The sequence below is a fragment of the Patescibacteria group bacterium genome (assembly GCA_004297215.1).
In the GTDB taxonomy this organism is placed as follows: domain Bacteria; phylum Patescibacteriota; class Patescibacteriia; order UBA9934; family GWF2-40-263; genus 2-01-FULL-63-20.
The window spans coordinates 69,066-93,136 of record SCUM01000001.1; the positions used below are offsets into that span (position 1 = coordinate 69,066).

23 protein-coding genes are annotated in these 24,071 nt (G+C 64.1%); 15 read left to right on the forward strand and 8 right to left on the reverse strand.

The genetic code is table 11. The annotated features are described in order from the left end of the window. Positions 1–51 precede the first annotated feature (51 nt). Positions 52–903, reverse strand: coding sequence for a hypothetical protein (locus tag EPO34_00340; GenBank protein ID TAK03597.1), 852 nt, complete (start codon positions 901–903; stop codon positions 52–54). Positions 904–1,012: 109 nt separating this feature from the next. On the opposite strand from EPO34_00340, the gene EPO34_00345 reads away from it, so the two are divergent. The 12 genes from EPO34_00345 to rplU all read left to right on the forward strand — a co-directional run bounded on the left by EPO34_00345 (position 1,013) and on the right by rplU (position 13,972). Beyond that, complete coding sequence (locus EPO34_00345; GenBank protein ID TAK03598.1) at positions 1,013–1,411, forward strand: hypothetical protein; 399 nt, start codon at positions 1,013–1,015, stop codon at positions 1,409–1,411. 56 nt (positions 1,412–1,467) lie between these two features. Then, the gene (locus EPO34_00350; GenBank protein ID TAK03599.1) at positions 1,468–2,175 is read left to right on the forward strand and encodes a hypothetical protein; all 708 of its coding nucleotides are present in this window, start codon (positions 1,468–1,470) and stop codon (positions 2,173–2,175) included. Then, complete coding sequence (locus tag EPO34_00355) at positions 2,162–2,680, forward strand: nucleotide exchange factor GrpE (GenBank protein ID TAK03600.1); 519 nt, start codon at positions 2,162–2,164, stop codon at positions 2,678–2,680. The genes EPO34_00350 and EPO34_00355 overlap by 14 nt, the downstream gene beginning before the upstream one ends. 4 nt (positions 2,681–2,684) lie before the next feature. Further along, positions 2,685–4,664 carry a molecular chaperone DnaK gene (gene dnaK / locus EPO34_00360; GenBank protein TAK03601.1) on the forward strand — a complete coding sequence of 660 codons (1,980 nt, stop codon included), beginning with the start codon at positions 2,685–2,687 and terminating at the stop codon, positions 4,662–4,664. Positions 4,665–4,803: 139 nt separating this feature from the next. Next, positions 4,804–5,922, forward strand: coding sequence for a molecular chaperone DnaJ (gene dnaJ / locus EPO34_00365; protein ID TAK03602.1), 1,119 nt, complete (start codon positions 4,804–4,806; stop codon positions 5,920–5,922). A gap of 159 nt (positions 5,923–6,081) precedes the next feature. Beyond that, complete coding sequence (locus EPO34_00370) at positions 6,082–7,848, forward strand: ABC transporter ATP-binding protein (protein ID TAK03603.1); 1,767 nt, start codon at positions 6,082–6,084, stop codon at positions 7,846–7,848. Between the two features lie 49 nt (positions 7,849–7,897). After that, complete coding sequence (locus EPO34_00375; GenBank protein ID TAK03604.1) at positions 7,898–9,031, forward strand: tRNA guanosine(34) transglycosylase Tgt; 1,134 nt, start codon at positions 7,898–7,900, stop codon at positions 9,029–9,031. A 7-nt stretch (positions 9,032–9,038) separates the two neighbouring features. After that, complete coding sequence (locus tag EPO34_00380) at positions 9,039–9,419, forward strand: hypothetical protein (protein TAK03605.1); 381 nt, start codon at positions 9,039–9,041, stop codon at positions 9,417–9,419. 1 nt (position 9,420) lies between these two features. Beyond that, positions 9,421–12,030: an AAA family ATPase gene (locus tag EPO34_00385; GenBank protein TAK03606.1), complete on the forward strand. Its 2,610-nt coding sequence runs from the start codon at positions 9,421–9,423 to the stop codon at positions 12,028–12,030. Next, complete coding sequence (locus EPO34_00390) at positions 12,027–13,070, forward strand: undecaprenyl/decaprenyl-phosphate alpha-N-acetylglucosaminyl 1-phosphate transferase (GenBank protein ID TAK03607.1); 1,044 nt, start codon at positions 12,027–12,029, stop codon at positions 13,068–13,070. The genes EPO34_00385 and EPO34_00390 overlap by 4 nt, the downstream gene beginning before the upstream one ends. Beyond that, on the forward strand, positions 13,063–13,524 hold the full coding sequence (locus tag EPO34_00395) for a DUF192 domain-containing protein (protein ID TAK03608.1): 462 nt from the start codon (positions 13,063–13,065) through the stop codon (positions 13,522–13,524). Before EPO34_00390 ends, EPO34_00395 begins: the two co-directional genes overlap by 8 nt. 136 nt (positions 13,525–13,660) lie before the next feature. Further along, positions 13,661–13,972 (forward strand): 50S ribosomal protein L21, encoded by a 312-nt coding sequence (gene rplU / locus EPO34_00400; GenBank protein TAK03609.1) that lies wholly within the window; start codon positions 13,661–13,663, stop codon positions 13,970–13,972. A 243-nt stretch (positions 13,973–14,215) separates the two neighbouring features. Here rplU and EPO34_00405 read toward each other — a convergent pair whose 3' ends face one another. The 5 genes from EPO34_00405 to dnaB all read right to left on the reverse strand — a co-directional run bounded on the left by EPO34_00405 (position 14,216) and on the right by dnaB (position 18,140). Further along, the gene (locus EPO34_00405; protein ID TAK03610.1) at positions 14,216–14,512 is read right to left on the reverse strand and encodes a GIY-YIG nuclease family protein; all 297 of its coding nucleotides are present in this window, start codon (positions 14,510–14,512) and stop codon (positions 14,216–14,218) included. 218 nt (positions 14,513–14,730) lie between these two features. Next, entirely contained in the window at positions 14,731–15,651 is a 921-nt protein-coding gene (locus tag EPO34_00410; GenBank protein ID TAK03611.1) for a DUF475 domain-containing protein, read from the reverse strand. A gap of 3 nt (positions 15,652–15,654) precedes the next feature. Then, positions 15,655–16,257 carry a recombination protein RecR gene (recR, locus tag EPO34_00415; GenBank protein TAK03612.1) on the reverse strand — a complete coding sequence of 201 codons (603 nt, stop codon included), beginning with the start codon at positions 16,255–16,257 and terminating at the stop codon, positions 15,655–15,657. A 1-nt stretch (position 16,258) separates the two neighbouring features. Next, the gene (locus EPO34_00420) at positions 16,259–16,561 is read right to left on the reverse strand and encodes a YbaB/EbfC family DNA-binding protein (protein TAK03613.1); all 303 of its coding nucleotides are present in this window, start codon (positions 16,559–16,561) and stop codon (positions 16,259–16,261) included. Positions 16,562–16,670: 109 nt separating this feature from the next. Beyond that, positions 16,671–18,140: a replicative DNA helicase gene (gene dnaB, locus EPO34_00425; GenBank protein ID TAK03614.1), complete on the reverse strand. Its 1,470-nt coding sequence runs from the start codon at positions 18,138–18,140 to the stop codon at positions 16,671–16,673. An 11-nt stretch (positions 18,141–18,151) separates the two neighbouring features. Here dnaB and EPO34_00430 point away from each other — a divergent pair, with 11 nt between their 5' ends. Both EPO34_00430 and EPO34_00435 read left to right on the forward strand, forming a co-directional pair. Further along, positions 18,152–19,381, forward strand: coding sequence for a hypothetical protein (locus EPO34_00430; protein ID TAK03615.1), 1,230 nt, complete (start codon positions 18,152–18,154; stop codon positions 19,379–19,381). Then, positions 19,378–19,797 (forward strand): hypothetical protein, encoded by a 420-nt coding sequence (locus EPO34_00435; GenBank protein ID TAK03616.1) that lies wholly within the window; start codon positions 19,378–19,380, stop codon positions 19,795–19,797. Before EPO34_00430 ends, EPO34_00435 begins: the two co-directional genes overlap by 4 nt. On the opposite strand, the gene EPO34_00440 is transcribed toward EPO34_00435, so the two are convergent. Together EPO34_00440 and EPO34_00445 are read right to left on the reverse strand one after the other, a co-directional pair. After that, on the reverse strand, positions 19,794–20,615 hold the full coding sequence (locus tag EPO34_00440; GenBank protein ID TAK03617.1) for a bifunctional 5,10-methylenetetrahydrofolate dehydrogenase/5,10-methenyltetrahydrofolate cyclohydrolase: 822 nt from the start codon (positions 20,613–20,615) through the stop codon (positions 19,794–19,796). The two genes, EPO34_00435 and EPO34_00440, sit on opposite strands and share 4 nt — an antisense overlap. 44 nt (positions 20,616–20,659) lie before the next feature. Next, the gene (locus EPO34_00445) at positions 20,660–21,901 is read right to left on the reverse strand and encodes a serine hydroxymethyltransferase (GenBank protein TAK03618.1); all 1,242 of its coding nucleotides are present in this window, start codon (positions 21,899–21,901) and stop codon (positions 20,660–20,662) included. Positions 21,902–21,968: 67 nt separating this feature from the next. Between EPO34_00445 and EPO34_00450 the strand changes: the two genes are divergently transcribed. Beyond that, on the forward strand, positions 21,969–24,050 hold the full coding sequence (locus EPO34_00450; GenBank protein TAK03619.1) for a penicillin-binding protein: 2,082 nt from the start codon (positions 21,969–21,971) through the stop codon (positions 24,048–24,050). Positions 24,051–24,071: the final 21 nt, after the last annotated feature.

A 24,071-nucleotide genomic window follows, 5' to 3' on the forward strand; every position in this document is an offset into this window, starting at 1 on the left:
ATCTCGTGCTTCGCGAGAAAAAAGACCCCGCCTTTCGCGAAAGGCGGGGTTTCAGGTCGTGGCGGCATCCGCGGCGCCGACGACGCCTTGGAGGATCGCGTCGGCATCGTCATTGATCTGCTTGATCGACTCCAGGGCCGTCTTGATGGCCGCCGCGTCGCTGCCGGCCGTGTGCTGCGCGGCGGAGAACCATGCCTCCACCATGTCGAAGATGAGCAGCCGCTGCGTGATGACCTCGTCGAGGCCTTCGGAGCGCCTCTGCGCCGCTTCGATCGCCTTGTCGATCGCCTCGCGGGTCTTCCTGACCCGTCCATCCGCGGAGGACTCCGGATACACCTTCTGCTTGGCGACCTGGCGTTCCTTGTCCCGGTTCGCCTGCCGCCAGGGCCCAAGCGACTGGGGGAGCTGGTCGGGAATCAGCTTGAGCAGGGCGTAATTCGCCTTCCACCCCGCGTGCTGTTCGAGCACGGACAGGTCCGCGACCCGTTGCGACGCGTACCTGATGATCGCCGCGTCGGGTTTCTCCCGCCAGGTCATCGGCGTGCCGGGGTCCGCGCGCGCCAATTTCCGTAGGGCGTGCTTGGACGCCTTCCAGGCGGGAAGGGCGATCAGGAACCCCAAGGGGACGCCGGCCCATTCCGGGATGAGCGGCCCCGTCCATCTTGCGATCTCGAACGCGATCGCGCCCACGACGACGCCGGCGACGCCGTACAGCCCGAGCCGCTTGCGCGTCTCGTTCGCGTGATAGTGCTCGAACAACGACATGTCCGGCCGCACGCCCGGTTTCGCGTCGGCCCCCTCGGCTTTCTTGGCGAGGCCGTTGGACGGCCCCGCCGACCCGTCCGCCGCTTCGGGCTTCCTGGGCTCGTGGAACACCGTCCCATCGGATTGCTCGTCGGCCATGCCGACCCCCTTTCTGAATGAGCGTGTGCCGACCCATCCAATCATGCCGGGCAGGCAAGGTCAATCGCTCCCTTGCGCGCCGCCGGAGCCCGATTTACCATGTCCGCATATGAATGAACGACGAGGGCCGGAGTTCCACGAAGCGATCGTAATTTCGCCCGAAAAGGTCAAGGCAATTCAGGAGGAGGCGAAGAGCCATGGGGTAAACGTCGAGGCGATACGGGCGAGCGGGGATGAGCAGGTACGGCAGCTGGCGGAGGAGGCCGAACGCGCGCGCGCGGCGAAGGATTCGGCCATGGAACAGTCCATACGCGACCAGATCGCGAATCAGCCGGATCCCAAGTCCTACGCGCGAGAGTTCTCCTTGGGCGAGGCTGGATCCGAGGCCCAAGCGCCGCGGCAGCAGGACATCCCGACCCAGGTGATCCGGCGTCAGGAGGTCCCGAAGGAGGTCCCGAAGGAGGTCCCGAAGAAGAAAGGGTGGTTGGATCGTCTGCTCGGCAGATAGGCCCTTGACCCTCCCCGGTTAGCACTCTACAATAGGGAGTGCTAATCGTTTTGATTATGGACGCCCGGCAGGAATCCATCCTCAAGCTCGTGGTCGAGGAATACATCGCCACGGCCGAACCCGTGGGCAGCCGCGCGCTGTGCGACAAGCATCGCCTCGAATGCTCGCCGGCCACGGTGCGCAACGACATGGCCGCGCTCGAGGAAGCGGGCTACCTGCGCGCGCCGCACACGAGCGCCGGGCGCGTGCCCACCGAGAAGGCGTTCGTCTACTACCTGCGGCATTTCGTGGAAGGAAAGGCATCGGGGGAGGAGAGAGATGCCGGACGGGAGATGAAGAAGGCGGTGCGCGACGAGGAAGGCGACGAGAATACGGTGCACATGCTCGCAAAGACGCTCTCGGAGCTTTCGGGGGAGATGGTGATCGCCGCGTTCGACCGGAGCTCGAGCTACTACGCCGGCGTCGGCAACCTCATGTCCAAGCCGGATTTCGGCGACCTGGAGGTCGTGCGTGCGCTGTCGCTCATGGTGGACCGGTTCGACCTGATCGTGCGTGACATCTTCGACAACGTCCCTCAACAGCCACGCGTGATGATCGGTCGCGAGAATCCGTTCGGGAAGGACATGGCGAGCGTCATGGTCAAATTCCGCCTTCCGAGCGGACATATCGCGATTCTCGGCCTCGTGGGCCCCATGCGCATGGACTACGGGCGCAACATCGCGCTGTTGGAGCAGGCGAAGGAATTGCTTGATGAACGGGAATGATATGAATGACGAAGAGAAACAAGACGAGGCCGCAGGCGTTGAAGGCCGCAGGCCGCAGGCCGAAGGAGCGGACAAGACCGCTGAGTACCTCGCGGGATGGAAACGCGCTCTGGCCGATTACGACAACCTGAAAAAGGACATGGCGCGCGAACGCGGCGAGATGCGACGCGACGCGATGGAAGCGGCTGCCGAGGAGTTCCTTCCCGCACTTGAGCACTTCGACGCAGCGATCCGCTTCACCCCAGAGATCGACGAAAAGGCCAAAGGCTGGCTCCAGGGCATCCTCCACATCCGCCGCGAACTTGAGGAGGCGATGAAGTCGATGGGCGTCGAACCGTTCGGCGAAATAGGCGAAGCGTTCGACCCGACGAAGCATGAGTCCGCTGGGAGCCGTAGGGAGGAGGGGAAGGCGCCGAACGTCATCGTGGAAGTGCTCCGTAAGGGATGGAAGATCGGTGAACGCGTCATTCGTCCGGCTTCAGTCATCGTGAATAGCAATGAATAAACCTATGTCAAAGATCCTCGGAATAGACCTCGGCACCACCAACTCGTGCATGGCCATCATGGAAGGGGGCCAGCCGAAAGTTTTGGAAAACAAGGAAGGGCTGCGCACCACGCCGTCCATCATCGCGGTGTCTAAGTCGGGCGAGCGCGTCGTCGGCACTTCGGCCAAGCGCCAGGCCGTGACGAATCCGGAAAACACGCTCTACTCGATCAAGCGCCTCATCGGCCGCCGGTTTGACGACGCGGAAGTGGCGCGCGACATGAAGGTGATGCCGTACAGGATCGTGAAGAAGGGGGAGGGCGTCGCGGTGTTGCTGGGCGGCAAGGAGCACACGCCGGAAGAGATTTCCGCGATGGTGCTTGCCAAGCTCAAGGCGGACGCCGAGGAGAAGCTGGGCGAGAAGGTGACGGAGGCCGTCATCACGGTCCCGGCGTACTTCGACGACGCGCAGCGCCAGGCGACGAAGGTCGCCGGGGAGATTGCCGGACTCAAAGTGCTTCGCATCGTGAACGAGCCCACGGCGGCGGCGCTCGCGTACGGGTTCGACAAGAAGGTCGGTCAAAAGATCCTCGTGTACGACCTGGGCGGCGGCACGTTTGACGTGTCCGTGCTCGAGGTGAGTCCCGACACCGTGGAGGTGAAGGCGACCAACGGCGACACGCACCTGGGCGGCGACGACTTCGACCGCGTGGTGATCGACTGGATCCTCGCCGAGTTCAAGAAGCAGGAAGGGGTGGACCTTGGGAAGGACGCGCTTGCCATGCAGCGCATCAAGGACGCGGCGGAGCGCGCCAAGATCGAGCTGTCCACGGCCGCGCAGACGGAAATCAACCAGCCGTTCATCACGAGCGGCGCGGAAGGGCCGAAGCATCTTGTCCTGACCCTGACCCGCTCGAAGCTCGAAGAACTCTGCCATGACCTGGTGATGAAGACGCTTGAGCCGGTGAAGAAGGCGCTCGCGGACTCGAAGCTCGACAAGGGTGCCATCCAGGAAATCGTCATGGTTGGCGGAATGACCCGCATGCCGCTCGTGCTCAAGGCTGTCGAGGATTACTTCGGCAAGAAGCCAAACGTGTCCGTGAACCCGGACGAAGTGGTCGCGGTCGGCGCCGCGGTGCAGGCCGGCGTCTTGCAGGGCGAAGTGAAGGACGTGCTGCTCCTTGACGTGACGCCGCTCTCCGTGGGCATCGAGACGCTTGGCGGGGTGATGACCAAGCTCATCGAGCGCAACACCACGATCCCCACGAGCAAGTCGCAGGTCTTTTCGACCGCCGCCGACAGCCAGCCCAGCGTGGAAATCCACGTGCTGCAGGGCGAGCGCCAGATGGCGGCCGATAATAAGACGCTCGGGCGCTTCATGCTGAACGACATCCCTCCGGCCCCGCGCGGCGTGCCGCAGGTGGAAGTGAAATTCGACATCGATGCCAATGGTATCCTGTCCGTGTCGGCTACCGATAAGGCCACCAACAAGTCGCAGAGCATCACCATCACCGCCTCGACGGGACTTTCCAAGGACGAGATCGAACGCATGAAGAAGGACGCTGAGCTTCATGCGGAGGAGGACAAGAAGAAGAAGGAACAGATCGAGCACAAGAACCTGGCCGAGACGATGATCTATACGTCCGAGAAGATGCTCAAGGACGCCGGCGACCCTTCGACAAGCTCAGGGCAGGCAAGGATCACGGCCGAGGAAAAGAAGGAGGTCGAGGATAAGATCGAGGCGCTCAAGAAGGTGAAGGACGGCGACGACCACGAGGCCATCAAGAAAGCCGCGGATGAGCTCACGAACGTCGCGCAGAAGGTGGGGGCGAAGATGTACAAGGATGCGCAGGCGAAAGAGGCGGACAAGGCCTCAGGCGAGAAGGCGGCTGATGAGCCGATCGATGCGGAGTTCAAGGAAAAGAACCCTTCGACCCCTCCAGACGGTCAGGGTCGCCCTGAGGATCCTCGAAGGGCGACAGGCTCAGGGTCTGACGAGGAATAGGTGTGGATATCGACCTGGTCCGGGTGATCGACGCGATCGCCATCCTCGCGTTCCTCGCGTTCCTCGCGGCGGTCACGTTCGGCGTGTTCGGAGGCGGGGAGCATCATTAAAAAAGTGGTAAAGGTGGTAAGGGTGGTAAATGTGTAGGAATATCTTTTTAAAAAATATTTCCAACACCTTTACCACCTTTCAAACCTTTACAACCTTTGTGCCCCACGACTACTACCAGCTTCTGGGCGTTTCCAAGTCCGCTTCCGCGGACGAGGTGAAGGCCGCCTTCAGGAAACTCGCGCACCAGTATCACCCGGACAAACCTGGCGGGAACGCGGAGAAGTTCAAGGAGATCAATGCGGCCTACCAGGTGCTTGGCGATGCGGAGAAGCGACAGAAGTACGACCAGTTCGGCTCGGCCGCATTTGAGAACGGCGGAAACGGCGGCAGCCCGTTCGGCGGATACGATTTTTCGGGATTCCAACAGGGCGGCGGCGTCGACCTGGGCGAGATGTTCGGCGACATGTTCGGCTTCGGCGGCAACCGCCAACGACGCGGGGCCGACGTGCGCGTGGACGCGGAGCTTTCGTTCAAGGACGCGGCGTTCGGCGTCGAGCGCGCGTTCACCCTCACGCGCACACTTTCGTGCGAACGCTGCGGCGGAACCGGCGGCGAGCCGGGCGGGAAGATGAAGACGTGCGACGAGTGCGCCGGTAAAGGCGTGAAGGTGCACATGCAACGGACGATTCTCGGGAACATCCAAACCAAATCGGCCTGCGGCCCATGTCACGGCGACGGGGAGATTCCCGAAAAGAAATGCACGACGTGCTCCAGCACCGGGCTCGACAGGGCGCAGAAGACGCTCACGGTCGAAATCCCCGCCGGCGTGGAGGACGGCGCCACCCTGCGCGTACGCGGCGAAGGCGAAGCGACCAGGGGCGGTCAACCCGGCGACCTGCACATCCGCATCCACGTGGAACCCGACAGGCGTTTCGAGCGCGAAGGGGACACGCTGTTCTCGCAGGAAAAGATCGGATTCACGCAGGCGGCTCTCGGCGCGAAGATCGACGCCCAGACGCTTGATGGCACGGTCGAGCTCACCATCCCGCCTGGCACCCAGGGCGGCACGCAGTTCCGCTTGCGCGGTAAGGGAATTGGCGGACGGCGAGGGCGTGGTGATCAGATCGTGACGGTCGAAGTGGTCACCCCCACGAAACTGTCGAAGGAGCAGAGGAAGCTGCTGGAGGAGTTGGATCTGAAGGAATAGTCCCCCGTCATTGCGAGGAGCCTGCCGTCCAAGCGACGAAGCAATCCCGTCCATTCGCGGTCGACGAGATTGCTTCGTCGGCTGAGGCCTCCTCGCAATGACGGGGTGTCGGTATCGTATCGGTACCGAATTTTCGTTCATGGTAGAATGGCGTGAACTATGGAGGAGCAGACGTGGAGGAAAACCGTGGGAGCGATCCTCGGGGAGTTGAAGCCGATGCGATGGAGGATCGTCGCCGTATTCATATCCGCGGCCATTCCGGTGTCGCTCGGCCTGGCTCAGCCGTTGACTATCAGATGGCTGATCGATTCGCTGGCGTCCGCCGGACAGCCGTCGTGGGAGGCGGTGCGTTTCCCGTTCTTCGCGCTCGTCGGGCTGCTCGTGGCCTCATGGATCGGCTGGCGCGTCGCCAATACGGTCGAGCTGCACGTCGTGACACGTGCAAGGACGGCGGGGATCGCCCGGGTGTTCACGCGTCTGTCCATACGTTCAGCCGGGTTCTTCGGCGATGCGCAGAGCGGACGCCTGGTTCATCACGTCGAAAGTTTCGGAAGCGCGATCGAGCAGCTGCTGAACATGACGGTCAACCAGATGATGGCCACGGTCATCTTTGTCGTCTCGTTCGCGCTCGCGCTCGCACGTCAATCCTTGTGGTTCGCGGCCGGGTTCCTCGCGTGGGCGTTCGTCACGACCTATGTCCAATATCGCGTGGCCGCTACCACCCGCTCAAGGCGCAAAGTCGTCATCGATCGCCGTTCCGAGGCCGGAGGGTTGCTCGCGGACGCGGTCGGGAACGTCCTGACGACGAAGGTTTTCGCCCGGGAACGGCAGGAAGAAAAGGAAATGCGCGCTTCCCTCGGCCGTTTCCGGGAGGCGAAAGAGAAGCAGGACCTGCGGGAGGAATGGATGTGGGGGTTGCAAGACGCGCTGTTCTTCTCGCTGCAGGGGACGCTCATGTTCATGGTCCTTCGCGCCTGGGCTTCAGGACACGCGACGGTCGGGGACGTGGTGCTGGTGCAGGGATACCTCGCGATGCTGTTCTACTACCTGTCCGGCCAGACGCGCATGTTCCGCCAGCTGCCAAGCATTCTGTCCGAGGCCGCGCCCGCCGCCTCATGGCTCCTTGAGGATCCAGACATCCTCGACGTTCCCGACGCCAAACCGTTGCGCGTCGCCGCCGGCGCTATCTCGTTCGAGGGCGTTCGTTTTAATTACAAGGGCGGACGCAACGTGCTCGCTGGGATCGATCTCGACATCAAGCCTGGAGAGAAAGTGGCGTTCGTCGGTCCTTCGGGAGCGGGGAAGAGCACGATGGTGAAGATGATCTATCGGTTCTACGACCCGCAGAAGGGGAGCGTCTCGATCGACGGGCAGGACGTGTCGAAGGTGACGCAGGAAAGTCTGCGTCGTTCGCTTGCGCTCGTGCCGCAGGATCCGGTGCTGTTCCATCGGACCATCCTGGACAACATCCGCTATGCACGACCGAAGGCGTCCATGAAGGAAATCGAGGCGGCGGCCAAGCGCGCGCGGTGCCATGACTTCATCAAGGCGCTGCCTGACGGGTACGATTCGCTCGTGGGCGACCGTGGCGTGAAATTGTCCGGCGGTGAACGCCAACGTGTCGCGATCGCGCGCGCCCTGGTTGCCGACGCGCCCATCCTCGTGCTCGACGAGGCGACATCCAGTCTCGACTCCGCTTCCGAAGCGCTCATCAAGGAGGCTCTGCACGAGGCCATGCGTGACAAGACCGTGATCGTCATCGCCCACCGCCTGTCCACGATCATGGAAATGGACCGCATCGTGGTGATGGAGCGCGGCAAGATCGTGGACCAGGGAACGCATGCGCAGCTCATCGCCCGGAAGGGGACGTACAAGAATCTGTGGGACCTGCAGTCAGGCGGGTACCTGCCGGAAGTGGAGGAATGACCCGCGCGTTGACCGCGCGGGTTTCTTCGTTTAGGCTTCGGAGTCAGCTATGTTCGAACTCCTAAAGAAAACCGGTCGCGCGCGTCGTGGCCGACTGACCCTTCCGCATGGCGTCGTAGAGACGCCGGTGTTCATGCCGATTGCCACGCGCGGGGCGGTGAAAAGCATCACGCTCCCCGAGGTGAAGGGGCTGGGCGCGCAGATCATCTTGAACAACACCTACCATCTGTTGCTTCGTCCGGGCCTTGAGGGGATGAAGAAGCTCGGCGGGTCGCACAAGCTCATGAATTGGGACAAACCGATTCTCACGGATTCGGGCGGGTTCCAGGTGTTCAGCCTGTCGAAGCTCAACAAGACCGGGGAGGACGGCGTGGAGTTCCAGTCGCACATCGACGGGGCAAGGGTGACGATCACTCCGGAATCGTCCATGGAAATGCAGCGCGCCATCGGCTCCGACATCGTGATGCAGTTCGACGACGTGGCACACGGGCAGTCCACCAAGGAACGGTTCGAGGACGCGATGGAGCGTTCGTTGCGGTGGGCGCGACGATCTCGTGTCGCTTTCGACTTCACAGACCCCACCCATGCCCTCCCCTTACCAAGGGGAGGGGTAGCTCGCCAGGATCTGTTCGGTATCGTGCAGGGCGGCACGCATGAGGACCTACGGACGCGATCGGCCGAGGGACTGAAAGAGATCGGGTTCGAAGGTTACGCCATCGGTGGCCTGTCGGTCGGCGAGACACGTGAAGACATGTACCGGATGGTCGAACATGTTTGCAGGATCCTTCCCGAAGACAAGCCGCGCTATTTCATGGGCGGCGGGATGCCTGAAGAAATCGTCCGCAACGTCTTTGCTGGCGTGGACATGTTCGACTGCGTGTTGCCGACGCGTAACGCCCGCCACGGCACGCTGTTCACCTGGAACCGCGACCCGAAGGCGATCGATTGGGCGTCGTGCCCGACCGATTTCTATGACAAGGTGAACGCCACGGCCGAGAAATATGCCTTCGACCATGGCAAGCTCGACCCATACTGCGACTGCGAGACATGCGCGACCGTGAGCCGAGCGTACCTACGCCACCTCTTCGCCGTCGGCGAACCCGTAGCACAGCATCTTGCGACTATCCACAACCTGCGGTTCTACCTGCGGCTTATGGAGGAGCTGCGTTCCGTGCTAGAATAGGGGCGGTATGGCCCAATCCACCGCGGGCCTCGCGGCCAGGTATTTCTTCGGCGACCTCATCGGGGGGATCGTCCTGTTTCCGGTGTGGTGGTATACGCGCGGACTCATGATCGCCGCGCGCGGGGCGATGGGCGCGTTCGCGAGCGCGAACCGCGCCATCGGGTTCACGGTGTGGCTCAAGAACCTGTTCGTCCCCATGTACGGCGAGACCGAACTCTCGGGGAAGCTGGTGTCGTTCGTGGTGCGCCTGGGCGTGCTCGCGTTCCGCGGCGTGGGCGTGCTTGCCTGGGGGACCACCGGCATCGTGATGTTCTTCGTCCACCTCCTAGCCCTGCCGCTTTCAATCATCGGCATCCTGTATAACGGCCTTGGGTGGTTCATTTCCTGATATGGACGGCCCGTTCCTCAAGGAGACGCAGGGCGAACCGAGGGTGATGGCGCGCATCGGTGACGCGTCGTTCGCCTGGAGCGAGCGCGTGGACGTCGCGTCCATCGCGTTGCGCAAGGCGCGCAACGCCTCCATGACCGCGGTGAACCTGGTCGCGTTCTTCGTTTCCGTGTGCGCGCTCGCGACTTCGATCCTGCTCTATTCCTTCGTCAGGCCGACGAGCCTGCTCTCGCCCTCGATGTTCGGCCTCTTCGCGTCGTGCACGCTCTTGGGCGCCTGTTTCGTCTATTATCGCCTTGAAGACGCGAGCCGCCGGCACGTGGCCATGCCGCGCCAGGCGAAGGACGCGACCCTGCCCGCGCTCGAGCCCGCGCTCCCGCAGCCAAAGCCGATGAACGTGGCGGCGCTGTATTCGGTCGACGCGCGTAAGGCCGTGGAAGACGCGTATGCGCTCGCCGAGCGGTACGGGCATGCCGAGATCCTTCCGCTGCACCTGTTCGTGGGGACGCTCGCCGCGGGAGAGGCGTCGCTCGTGTTCATGCGCCTGGGCGTCGGCTTCGACGCGCTCAAGGAACCGCTCGGGCGCCGGCTGCAATCCCAGCAGCTGGGCCGCCCCCCGAGGATGTCCGCGGCGGCCGAGGAGGCGCTCGTGGCGGCGTTCGTGAACGCGCACGGGCAGGACCGCGCGCTCGTGTCCCCGGTGGAGGTGCTGCGCGAGGCGTACGCGCGTGACCCCTTCCTCAAGGAGCTCCTGTTCGACCTCAAGGTGGACGAGCGCCGGTTCGAGAACGCGGTGGAGTGGCTGCGCATCGACGGGAAGATGCGCGAACGCTATCAGCGGTTCCGCGGCGCGGCCTCGCACAAGCCCACGGGCGCCATGAACCGCGCCATGACCTCGGTGGCCACCCCGGCGCTCGACGCGTTCTCCGAAGACCTGACGACGCTCGCGGTGCAAGGCGCCCTGCCGATGCTCGTGGGACGCGACCGCGAGATGGAATCCGTCTTCCGGGTGATCGAAGGGGCGCGCCGCAGCGTGCTGCTCGTGGGGCCCGACGGCACGGGACGTGCCACGCTGCTCGCCGGGATCGCGCAGCGCATGGTGGAGGAGCGCGTGCCGAAGGTCTTGCAAGACCGCCGGCTGGTGAGCCTCTCCTTGCCCCACCTGCTTTCCGGCGTCTCGGCCGAGGAGGCGCAAGAGAGGCTCCTCACCGTGCTCGTCGAGGTTTCGCGCGCGAAGAACATCGTGCTCGCCATCCCGGACCTCCACTTGGTCTCCGGCACGCCGGTCGAGCCATTGCTCGCCGACGCGCTTTCGCGCGGCGTCGCATACGCGATCGCGACGACGGATACGCGCGAGTACGCGGCGATGGAGCGTTCCCCGCTCGGCCGCCTGTTCGAGAAGGTGGACGTGCCCGAGCCCGGGGAGGACGACGCCATCCATATCCTGGAGTCCAAGGTGGGCGCCATCGAGTACGAGCACAAGGTGCTGTTCACGTATGAAGCCGTGGAGAAGGCCGTGAAGCTTTCCGACCGCTACATGCACGAGCAGTACCTGCCGGCCAAGGCGATCGGCGTATGCCGCGAAGCCGCGCAGGCCGCGGCGAAGGCGGGCGGGGAAGGGGCGCGGGTGACCGGCGAGGACGTGGAGGCCATCATCGCCGAAAAGACCGGCGTCCCGCTCGGGGCCGTGGCCAAGGACGAGACGCAGACGCTGCTCACCATGGAGAAGCGCCTGCACGAGCGGGTGATCGGCCAGGACGAGGCGGTGAAATCCGTGGCCGCCGCGCTGCGCCGCGCGCGCACCGAGCTGCGCTCCGACACGCGTCCGATCGCCGCGTTCCTGTTCCTCGGCCCCACGGGCGTGGGCAAGACCGAACTCGCCAAGGCGATCGCGGCCACGTATTTCGGCGCGGAAGACGCCATGTTGCGCTTCGACATGAGCGAGTATCAGGAACAAGGGAGCGTCGAGCGGCTCATCGGCAACGTGAATAACCCGAGCGGCCTGCTCACCGAGGCCGTGCGCCGCCGCCCCTTCGCCATCCTGCTGCTCGACGAGTTCGAGAAGGCACATCCGGACATCCTGAACCTGTTCCTGCAGGTGTTCGACGACGGCAGGCTCACCGACGCTTCCGGGCGGACGGTCGATTTCACCAACTGCATCATCGTGGCGACCAGCAACGCCGGCACGTCCTACGTGCAGCAGGCCGTGGCAGAAGGGAAACCGCTGCCGGAGATCCGCACACGGCTCATGGAGCAGGAACTGCGCGGCATCTACCGGCCGGAGCTGCTCAACCGCTTCGACGGGGTGATCGTGTTCAAGCCGCTCACGAAGGACGAGGTGCTGCAGATCGCCTATCTGCTGATCGGCGCCGTGTCCGCGCGGCTCGAACCCAAAGGCATCGCGTTCCGGGCGACCGACGAGGCCGTGGCGGAGCTCGCCCAGAAGGGGTTCGATCCGCTCTTCGGCGCGCGTCCGCTGCGCCGGGTCATCCAGGAGGAGGTTGACAATGCCATCGCGAAGGCCTTACTTGAAGGACGCGTCCGGCGTCGCGACACCATCGTGCTGAAGCCGGGCGGACAGATCGATATCGAACAAGCCGCCGCCCTGTGACACCGGTCATCATTTCTTGGATGCTGATCGCCCTGGCCGTGTCGTTTTTCGCGACGCGGCTGTTGGTTTTGATCGTGCCGAAGTGGGGGGTCGTGGACCGGCCGGACGGAGAACGCCGGACGCACGCGAAGGCCGTGCCGCTTTTGGGAGGCATAGCCGTGTTCGTCGCGGTCACCGTCTGCGTGGATATCCTGCTCCTTTCGGGCGACCAGCTCACGGGCGGGCTCATCACGACGCGCCACTATGTCGGGTTCCTGATCGGCGGACTGATACTCATGGTCGGCGGCTATCTCGACGACAAGCACCGCCTGTCGCCGCGCCTGGCCGTGGTCGCCCCGATCATCGCCGCGCTCATCGCGATCGCTTCGGGAATCCAGGTCGAGAAATTGACGAACCCTTTCGGAGGCGTGATCGAGCTCGCCCCCTGGCAATCGCACGTCCTCGTCTTCGCCTGGCTCATGGGGGCGATGTACACGACGAAGTTCCTGGACGGGCTCGACGGGCTCGCGACCTCGGTCTCGTCGGTCGGCGCGTTCATGGTGATGTCGCTCGCGCTCACGGTCGCGTACTTCCAGCCCGATGTCGCCTTGTTCGCCGCAATCGGGATCGGGGCGCTGGCCGGGTTCCTGTTTTGGAACGTCCCACCCGCCGCCATTTTCCTCGGCGAAGGGGGGAGCACGTTCGTCGGGTACCTCATCGGCACGCTCGCGGTGATTTCCGGGGGGAAGATCGCCACGGCCGCGCTCGTGCTCGGCATTCCCATCATGGACGTGGCGTGGGTGATCCTTCGTCGTTGGAAGTCTGGGGGAGTAAAAAACGTGTTCAAGGGCGATCGCAAGCACCTGCATCACCGCCTGCTCGCGCTCGGATGGACGAGCGGCCAGGTCGTCGCTGGCTATACGCTCGTTGCCGCTGCGTTCGGTTCGGCCGCGCTGTTCTTGCAGAGCCGCGAAAAGCTGCTTGCCATGCTCGCGCTGTTTGGACTCATGCTCTTCCTGGCCGCCTTCCTGGTCGCGCGCGAACGCACGTCACATGATTAGGCTCATCCTCGCCATCGCCATCCTGATCGTCATGCTCGTGTTCTTCGCGACCAGGGTTCGCGTCCCTGCCGCGTCCTCTGGCCTTGCCTCGATGACCTTGCCGGACGGGAGCCATGTCACGGCCGAGGTCATGGACACTCCCACGGCCCGCGCCCAGGGTTTGTCGGGACGCGACCGTCTCGAAGAGGGGAAGGGAATGCTGTTCCTTTTCGATACGAAGGCCGCTCACGGGTTCTGGATGAAGGGGATGAAGTTTTCGATCGACATCGTCTGGCTCGACGGCGACAAGGTGGTGACCGTGCTGCCGGACGTGCCATTCGACCGCATGCATCAGCTCGTCATCCGCATGCCCACGGCCCCGGCGGACAAGGTCTTGGAGCTCCCGGCTGGGTATGCCAAGTCCCATGGCATCGTCGAAGGAGCCACGCTTGACATCCTGCTGCCGGCACGCTAATCTTCGGGCAGAAATCGCAGCCTCTAGCCTTCAGCCATTAGCCTTTAGCTAACGGCTAACGGCTAACAGCTAATGGCTGCGACATAAGAGATCGCAGGCGATAAGCCCTTGGGAGCCGAAGCCGCGAGCGCAAGATATGATCGCTGTCGTAAAGACTGGCGGAAAGCAGTACGTGGTCCGGGAGGGGGAGGAACTGGTCGCCGAATGGCTCGAGGAGAACCCGGTGGGTTCCACGCTCGAGCTCACGACCCTCCTCGTGTCCGACGAGGACGGAAAGAACGCGAAGGTGGGCAAGCCTATGGCCGGCAAGGTCACCGCCACGGTGCTCGAGCACGGTCGTGGCGAAAAGGTGCTTGTCGTGAAGTACAAGCCGAAGTCCCGCTATCGTCGCCATGTGGGCCACCGCCAGCCGTTCACCAAGCTGAAAATTGAGAAGATTTCCGCGTAAGTCGCGACGCATACCAAACCCCGCCCTTGTGAGGCGGGGTTTGTCGGTCCCGGGCATGGTGGAGCCGACGGGATTCGAACTGGCACCTCACTGTCATCCTGAACGGAGGCCCTCAGGCCGGAGTGAAGGACCCTGGTCTGGAGGCCGCCAGATATTTCATTTGGGAATGACCGTCTGGAGGTCGCTCGTCGTGGATCCTTCGTCAGCGGTCCAGACTCAGGATGACAATGAAGGATGGGATTGTTAGTGCAGATTTCCGCTGACATCCGCCCAGATGGGATTCACCGAATCGATAAGGGCGATCTTCTTCCTGCGGACCCATCCCTTTATCTGCTTCTCCCTGGTGATCGCTTCGTAAGCGCCGGAGAACGCCTCGAAGTAGACGAGCTTCGTGACATTGTATTTTGCCGTAAACCCTTTCACGAACTTCTGATGATGTTCGTATACACGACGAGCAAGATTGTTCGTGACACCGGTATAGAGCACGTGGTTGGTGACATTTGTCAGGATGTAGACGGCGTATTGTCTGTCGTGTGCCATAGATGATCCTTCGTCGGCTGAGGCCTCCTCAGGACGACATGAGTGTCGCCTCCACGGCCCCTGGAACGTTTCCGTTCCTGCCCGGGGAACATACAAAACGACCCCCATCAAAGATGGTAGGTCGTTTTGTTGACACCCAGATTTGGAGGTTACCCTCGCTGGTTATTCATAATCTATCAGAAGTTTTGGTTTTCGTCAACGGTCTCCCTGTGGAAAAGTCAGGCGACGAGCAGCGGCTTGTGGTTTTTCGACTTCATGAAGAAGTAGCCTACGACCGCGAAGGTCATCACCGGGGATACCCAGCTTGGCACGTGGACGCCGAAGGCGTCGAGGAGCATGACGACGGACAGGCCGAGGATGGAGTACATCGCGCCGTTCTTGAGGAACACGTATTTCTTGATCTTTTCCACGTTGCGGATGGTGAACTCGCGCACCACGTACGCGCCGATGCCGTTGCCGATCAGGATGAGCGGTACAGAGAGGGTGAAAGCGAAGGCTCCAAGCACGCCGTCGATGGAGAAGGTCATGTCTATCACTTCCAGGTAGAGGATCTTCGACAGGTCGGAAAGGTGGGACTTGGTGAGCTGCGCCTCGGCCTGTTCCGCGTTCTGCTTGAAGCCGTGGGTGATGAAGAACGCCGTGGAACCGACGACCGCTCCGAAGGCCATCACCGGATTCTCCTTAAGCCCGAACCACACGATGAGGGTGAGGAGGATCGACACGACGGCGTAGAACCAGATTCCCTGGCGGGAGAAGAAGTGCTCACCGGGGAGCCCGAACGTCTTCTTTTCGAGGAACAGCCAGTGGAAGAACAGGAACAACAGGAACGTCCCGCCTCCGGCGAGCAGGATGGGGGCTGACAGTTCGATCGCCGCATGCACGCTCGGGTCGTTGGAGAAGGTGGCCGTGAGCGCGCCGACGGGGCCGAGCGACGGGGTCACGGCCCACACGATGAGCCACGGCAGCAGGCCGCGCACGGCGAACACCGCGAAGATGAGTCCCCAGAACAGGAACCATTTTCGGGCGCGTTGCCCCATGCCGTGCAGCACCTCGGCGTTGATGATGGCGTTGTCGATGGAGCTGACCGTCTCGAACAGCACGAGGCCGGCGATGGTGATGAGCGCGGGGACGAGTTCCATAGGCTAGGCGTCACGGCGGCCTTTTAACGCGTCACCGAGCGTCACCTCGTCGGCGTATTCGAGGCTGGCGCCCATGGGCAGGCCGCGGGCGAGGCGCGTCACCCGGCGGCCGAGCGGGGAAAGTTTCTTGGCCAAGTATAGCATGGTGGTTTCCCCCTGGATGGTGGGGGAGAGCGCCAATATCACCTCGACGATGTCCGGATTCGCGGCGAGGCGCTGTTCCAGGTCCGCGATGCGCAGCACGTCGGGCGTGATCCCTTCGATGGGATTGAGCACCCCGCCGAGCACGAGGTAGAGCCCGCGGTAGGCGCCGGTGGATTCCATCGTGGCGATGTCGCGCGACTCCTCGACCACGCACAGGAGGCTTCGGTCGCGTCTGTTGTCCGTGCAGATCTCGCATCCCTCGGATTCGCCGTACGAGAAACAGGCGCCGCAGGTCTTCACGCGTTCGCCCAGGCGCACGATCGCCCCGGCCATCATGGACAGGTCGCCCTTCGGAAGCTTCAGAAGATAGTACACGAACCGCAGGGCCGTCTTCGGCCCCACGCCGGGGAGGCGCGCGAACGCCGCGACGGCGTTCGCGATGGGTTCGGGGAAGCGGCGCATGTTACATCCCCAGCTGCTTCATCGCTTCTTGGAGCCCGCCCATGTCCTTCATCCTGCCGGCGAGCTGCTTCTGCAGCTTCTTCACGGCGTCGGCGAACGCCTCCTTGAGGAGCTCCACCAGTTTGGACTTGTCGGCCATGAGCTCGTCGGCGATCTCGATGTCGAGGATGCGCTGGTTGCCGTTCAGCTTCACCTTCACCTTGCCCCAGCCGGCCTCGCCCTCGGCGACGACTTCCTCGAGGGCGTTCTGCATGATTTTCGCCTGGTCGCGGAGGTTCTTGACGGCCTTGATCTTGTTGAACATATCGAAAGGGGGTAGTTGGTAGTGCGTAGTGCGTAGGGTTGAAGGGTAGCGTGGAAAATGTCTTTAGACAACAGTCGATGCTACCCCCTACCACCTACGTACTACCCCTTCAGATTCCTGAAGGATTCGGGTCCACGGGGGGCGGTCCTCCCGCGCCGTGGCTTTGGGCCGGGGGCGGGCCTGCGGCAGCCAACGCCTTGGCAGGTGCCGCGTTGAAATCCCCTCCGCGGCGGTCGAGGTTCTTGAAGCTGGTGCGCTGGATGTCGAAGAACAGGCGCACCATGCCGGTGGGGCCGTTGCGGTGCTTGGCGATGTGGATCTCGGCCAGGGTCTTCTCCTCCGGCGTGAGCTCGTCGATCTGGTAGTTGCGGTCCGCGCTCTTCCTATAGATGAACAGCACCACGTCGGCATCCTGCTCGATGGAGCCGGAGTCGCGCAGGTGGGAGAGGCGCGGGATGGCGGGCTTCACCATCTCCACGGCGCGGGAGAGCTGGGCGAGCGCGAGCACCGGCACGTTGAGCTCGCGGGCGATCTGCTTCAGCCCGCGCGAGATTTCCGACACCTCCTGCACGCGGTTGTCGGAGTTGCTGTTCTTGTTGCGCCCCTCCATGAGCTGGAGGTAGTCGATGATGACGAGCCCCAGGCCGTGCTCGGCCTGCAGCCTCCGGCACTTGGTGCGCAGCTCCATGATGGTGAGCGAGGCCGAGTCGTCGATGTAGATGGGGGCCTCGGACAGGACGCCCAGCGCGTGTCCGATGCGCGGGAAGTCGTCGTCGCGGTCGGAGAGCCGTCCCGTGCGCAGCTTCCACAGGTCGATGTTGGCTTCCGCGCAGATCATGCGGTCCACCAGCTGTTCCTTGGACATTTCCAAGGAGAACAGCGCCGTAGGGACCTTTCCCTTCACCGCCACGTTGCGGGCGATGTCGAGCGCGAGCGAGGTCTTGCCCACGCTCGGGCGCGCCGCGAGGATGATGAGGTCGCTGCGCTGGAGCCCGGCCGTGAGCTGGTCGAGGTCCGTGAGGCCGGTAGCCACGCCGCGCAGCTTCCCGCGCTCGCGGTGCAGCTCGTCGATGCGCTTGAACGCGTCCTCCAAGACGCTCCGGATCGCGATGAAGGTGTTCTTGAGGAACTTCTGGCTCACCCGGAACAGCGTGCGTTCCGCCTCGTCGAGGGTCGCTTCCACGTCCTCGCCCTCCTCGAACCCGAGCTTGGTGATGTTGCCCGCCGCCTCGATGAGCCGGCGCAGGGTGGATTTCTTCTGCACGATCTGCGCGTAGTTCACGATGTGCGCCGAGGTAGGCACGGTGTTCGACAGCTCCACCAGGTAGGTGCGGCCGCCCACGCGCTGCAGATGCCCTTTTTCCTCAAGACGGTTGCCGAGGGTGAGGATGTCGACCGGCTCGTGGCGTTCGTACAGCTCGCACACCGTGTCGAAGATGAGCCGATGGGAGTCCCGATAAAAATCCTCGGGCCGCACGATGTCGGCCACTTTCATCATGGCATCCTGGTCCACGAGCAGGCACCCGAGCAGGGATTGCTCGGCCTCGAGGTTTTGCGGCGGAAGGCGTTCGACGGCCATACGGTGGGAGCATGGTAGCGGAGGGGGAGAAGAGGGAGAAGGGGAGAAAGGGGATGAGGTGTGATAAACTTGGGGAAAGATCCAACATGCGGCATTGGAGGGCACATATCAACCTGCCGTTCTGGCGCGCGGTCGCGGGGATGGTCGGCGGGACCGTCGGGGTCGGCGTGTTCGGCCTGCCGTTCGCGTTCTCGCAAAGCGGGTTCGCGATCGGCCTCACGACCCTCGCGGTCGTCGCGGCGGCCGTGCTGGTGCTCAACCTCATGTACGGCGACCTGGTGCTGCAGACCGCCGGCCGCCACCGGTTCGGCGGATACGTGCGCGAGCATCTCGGGGACGGGTGGGGACATCTGGCCTCGATGACCATGGCCTTCGGCGTGATCGGGGCCATGTTGGCGTTCATGGTGGTGGGCGGACGGTTCCTTGAGGAGCTGCTGATGCCCCTCGTCGCGCTCCCGGAAGAGGCCTGCGCGTTCGCGCTCGCCGCGACGGTGGCGGCCGCGTCGTATCGCGGCACGCGCCTCGCCGCGCGCGTCGAAGGGGTCGTCGTCGGGGCGCTCTTGTTCCTGTTCGCGTTCCTCACGCTCGCCGTGCTCCCAGAGGGGCACGTGAGCAACCTCGCGGGCGCCAATCTCGCCAAGGCATTCGTGCCGTACGGGGTCGTGCTCTTCGCCCTGGCGGGCGGCGGCGTGATCCCGGACATGCGGGACGTGCTGGGCGCGCGCCGGGAACGCGAGCTCCCGCACGCGATCGGCCTCGGCCTCCTGCTCATCGTCGCGCTGTACGCGGCGTTTTCGGCCGCCGTCCTCGCCGCCACGGGGAGCGCGACCACCCCGGCGGCCCTGACGGGGCTCATCGCGCTGCTCGGCCCGTCGTTCGGGCTCGTCGTTTCGCTGCTCGGCTCCCTGGTGGTCGCCTCCATCTTCCTCACGCATGCCGTCATCCTCCAGAACCAGCTTCACGTGGACCACGGGGTGAAACGAACCCATGCCTGGCTCGCCGCGTCGCTCGCGGCCCCGGCGCTCTACCTGCTCGGCCTTCGCGATTTCATCGCCATCATCGGGTTCGTGGGGTCGGTATTCGGCGGCGTGTCCGGGTTGCTCATCATCGCCTCATACGAGGCGATGCGCACAAGCCGGTGGTGCCGCGAGCACGTGTGCCTTGACGTCCCGTTTGCCGTCTCCGCCCTCGTCGCCGTATCATTCATCATCGGCATCCTCGCCGAACTCCATTCCTTATGAAGTTTCGCGCATTCCTTTCCGGCCGGAGCCTCCTGTGGTGGTTGGGGCTGTTCCCCACCCTGTTCATGGCCTCGGTCATGCTCTACGTCGCGGCGGTCGCGACCGGCCTCCCCGCCTATTTCCTCGCGGCCCAGCTCGCCGGCCCCCTCCTGTTCTTCCTGTTCGCCTGGTTGTATTTCCGCGGGCTCGAGATCCAGACCTATGCGTTCCATTTCGCCACGGGGGTGATGTGGATTGCGCTCACGCTCGTGGGGTATGCGCTCCTCATGAAGCCGGTGTACGGCGTTTCCTGGCAGGACGTGTTCGGGATCGAGACGCTCTCGGGGCAGGGGGCGAACCTCGTGGCCGTGCTCGTCGCCGGTTTCGTCGCCAAGCGGCATCCCAGGAAGATGCGGACGCCGGAAGGGCTCGTTTAGGAGCGCGCGGCCTTCGCCACGTTGTTGAGCAGCATCGCCACCGTCATCGGACCCACGCCGCCCGGGACCGGGGTGAGGAATCCCGCGACCGGTTCCACGGAAGCGAAGTCGACGTCGCCGAGGAGTTTTCCGTCCACCTTCGTCGTGCCGACGTCGATCACGATCGCGCCCGGCTTCACCGCGTCGGCACGCACGAGTCCCGGTCGTCCAGCCGCCACGACCAGCACGTCGGCGGCTTTCGTCTTTTCCGCGAGGTCCGACGCGTCAGGATTCACGACGAATGTTTTCACGTCGAGCTCAGCAAGCAGCGCCTCGATGGGCTTCGCGAACAGCGGGGAAGACACGATCGCCGCCCATCGTCCGCGCAAGGGTGCATGCGCCTCGTCGATGAGCTTCACGATGCCCAGCGCCACGGCCGGCACGAGGCCGGGTTTTCCTGACTGCAGCGCGTCCAGGTTTTTTGGGTGGAACCCATCCACGTCCTTCTTCGGGTCAATCGCCGCGACGATCTTGTCCGCGTCCTGCGAAGGGAGGGGGAGTTGGACGAGGATCCCCGTCACGTCCGGGCGCGCGTTGAGCTCGCCAATCTTCACGACGAGTTCGTCCTCCGACGCATCGGCCGGATAGGCCAGCCGTTCGAACGCGATTCCCGCTTCCTCGCACGCCTTCTGCTTGAGATCCACGTACAGCCTGGACGCCGGATCCTCACCCACGAGGAAGACGGCCAGAATCGGACGCGCGGGCAAAGCCGCCACCCGTTCCTTCACCTTCGCGCGGATGCGCGAGGCCAGCGTCTTTCCATCTAAAATCACAGCCATATCGGCCGTGATGATAGCAGTTCGGGAACCGGTTGTCACTCCGATCAGTAGGCGATGCCCGGATAGAGCGGGAACCGGTCGGTGAGCGCTTTCACTTCGGCGCGGATCGCGGCGAGTCCCGCTTCGTCTTGCCAGCCCATGAGCGCGCGGTCAATCCAATCCGCCACTTGGCGCATCTCCCCCTCCTTCATGCCGCGGGTGGTGATGGCCGGGGTGCCCAGGCGGATGCCGGAGGGATCCATGGGGCCGCGCGGGTCATCGGGGATCGCGTTCTTGTTGACCGTGATGCCGGCGAGGTCGAGGGCGTGCTGCGCCTGTTTGCCGGTCACGCCCTTCTGCGTGACGTCGATGAGCAACAGGTGGTTGTCGGTCCCGCCAAAGCACAGCGTGTAGCCGCGATTCAGGAATTCCTCCTCGAGCACCTTCGCGTTTTTCCTGATCTGCCTGGCGTACTCCTTGAACGACGGCTCGAGCGCTTCCTTGAATGCCACCGCCTTGGCCGCGATCGCGTTCTCGTGGGGTCCGCCTTGGAGCCCCGGGAACACGGCCTTGTCCACGGCCTTCTGGTGGATCGCCTTGCACATGATCATCCCGCCGCGCGGGCCGCGCAGCGTCTTGTGCGTCGTCGTCGTGACGATGTCGAACAACGGAACAGGATTCGCCATCTCACCGGCGGCAATGAGCCCGGCGATGTGTGCGATGTCCGCCATGGTGAGCGCACCCACCTCGTCGGCGATCGCCTTCACCCGGGCGTAATCGATCTCGCGCGAGTAGGCGCTGTAGCCGACCAGGATCATCTTGGGCTTGTGCTCTAGTGCCATCGTCCGGAGGTTGTCATAGTCGAGCGTCCCTTCCGGCGTGGTCTTGTAGCGGATGAAGTTGTAGATGCCGGCCATGAACGTGACAGGATGCCCATGGGTGAGATGCCCGCCGTGCGACAGGTCCATGCCAAGGATCGTGTCGCCGGGCTTGAGCAGCGCCGAGTACGCGGCGAGGTTCGCTGGCGCGCCGGAGAGCGGCTGCACGTTCACGTGTTCGGCGCCGAACAGGAGTTTCGCGCGTTCGATCGCGAGCGTTTCCATCTCGTCGATGAACTGGCAGCCGCCGTAGTAGCGCTTGCCGACGTATCCTTCCGCGTACTTGTTGGTGGCCACGCAGCCGAGCGCCTCGAGCACCGCTTCGGAAACGAAATTCTCGGACGGGATCATCTCAAGCCCTTCGCGTTGCCGGGCAAGCTCCCGGTTGAGCGCGGCGGACAGGTCGGGGTCGTAGGAGGCCAGTTTCATAGTGGGGACATTGTAGGGGAGGGATGGGCCGAAGACAATTCCAGGAAAAAATGATAGATAGGAAGGCATGTCACGCTTCAGGTTCACGAAAAGACAAGCGATCGCCGCTGCCGTGGCCTGCCTCGCTACCGTCTTCGGCTTCGCGCTCTGGAGCGTCGTCCCGACCTTGGGCGCGCCGCCGCTGCCCGTGCCCACCACCGTGCTCGCGAGCGACGGCTCCGTGCTCTACGAGGCGAATGCTTCCGACGAGGAAACCGCCGCGCCGGTCGCGCTCGACGCGATGCCACCGCGGCTTATCGAGGCCGTGCTTGCGGCCGAGGACAAGCGGTTTTATGCGCATCACGGCATCGACTGGCTCGCGCTCGCCCGCGCCGCGAAGGACGACGTCGTCGCAGGGCGCGTGGTGAGCGGCGGCAGCACGATCGAACAGCAGATCATCAAGAACCAGTTCTTTCCCGGCGAGCCGCGCACCGTCATCCAAAAGGCGCGCGAACTGGTCGCGGCGCGCTGGTGGTCGCTCACCCATGCGAAGGACGCGACGCTCGAGCGGTACCTGAACTCGGTGTACCTCGGGAACAACGTGTCCGGGGTGCAGGCCGCCAGCCGCGAGTACTTCCACAAGGAAGCGACGGACCTGTCGCTTCCAGAGGCGGCCTTGCTTGCCGGCGTCATCGGCGCGCCCACGCGCTACGATCCGATCCGCCACCCATCCGCGGCCCGCGAACGGCAGCAGTTCGTGCTCGACCGCATGCGCGAGCTGGACGAGATCACGTCGGAAGAGGCCGATGAAGCGTCGGATGCGCCGATTGCCACGTTCGCCCCGCGACACGACCTGCACGCCCCGCATTTCGTCTTTCGCGTCCTCGACCTCTTGGACGAGACGTACCCAGACCTCCTCACGGGCGGATATGCCATAACCACCACCTTGGACCCGGCGCTGCAGTCCGTCGCGGAAGATTCGGTCTTTCGCCAGCTCGGGAAGCTGACGGACAGCCATGTGACGAATGCCGCGGCCGTCGCGGTGGATCCCGGCTCTGGCGAGGTGCTCGCCTATGTCGGCGGGGCGGACTATTGGGACGAGGGAATCGACGGAGCCGTGAACATGGCCGCGGCCAAGCGCCAGCCCGGGTCCGCGCTCAAGCCGTTCGCGTATTTCGCCGCCTTCATGCGCGGGATCATCACCCCAGGCACGCTCATCGACGACGCGCCGGTGCGCTATGACGTCCCGCTCGAGGGCCAGTCCGGCACCGGCGTCTACGTCCCGCGCAACTACGGCTACAAGCTCCACGGGCTCGTGGCCGCGCGCGACGCGCTCGGGAGCTCACTCAATATCCCGGCGGTGAAGGTGGTGGACGCGCTGGGACTGAACGCGTTTTTCGGCACGCTCGCGCGGTTCGGGCTCGTATTTCCGGAAGCGCCGGAGCATTACGGGCTCGGCATCGTGCTCGGCGGTGGGGAAGTGACGCTCGAGGAGGCGACGAACGCGTACGCCGCCCTTTCCCGCGCGACCACTGCGCTTCCGCTCTCGTTCGTGCGCGAAGTGCGGGACCGCCATGGGGCGGTCGTGTCCGTCCAGGCGAGCGCGCCGCGGGAGATGTTCGAGCCCTTCGACAGGCTCCGGGCCCGCCAAGCCGCCGCGCTCGTCACCGACATCCTGTCGGACAAGACGGCCCGCGCGCTCTCCTTCGGGGAGACGTCGCGGATGGAAATCGGGAAGCCTGTGGCGGCGAAGACCGGCACGACCAAGGATTTCCGCGATAACTGGGCGTTCGGGTACACGAGCGACTTCGCGCTCGGCGTGTGGGCCGGGAACGCGGACAACTCGCCGATGTACGGCGTGAGCGGCGTGTCCGGCGCGATCCCGATCTGGCATGACATCATGGCGTTCCGCTATCGGTACGCGGATCCCGCCGCGCGCGCCGGCGTGTCCGGCCTCGTTTCGCGCGACCTCTGCCTTGAGACCGGCTTGCTCGCGACCCCTTCGATTCCTCAGGGTCGCCCCGAGGAGGCTCGAGGGGCGACCGCCTCCTGCGAGAAGACGCGCACGGAGCTGTTCATCGGCGGGACCGAGCCGGACGCCGCGACGCAGGCGGAAGCGGTCATCCTCGCCGAGCCCTCCGATAGACAGGTGCGCAGCCTCGTGGAATAATCAGCGTAATTAACATCCGTC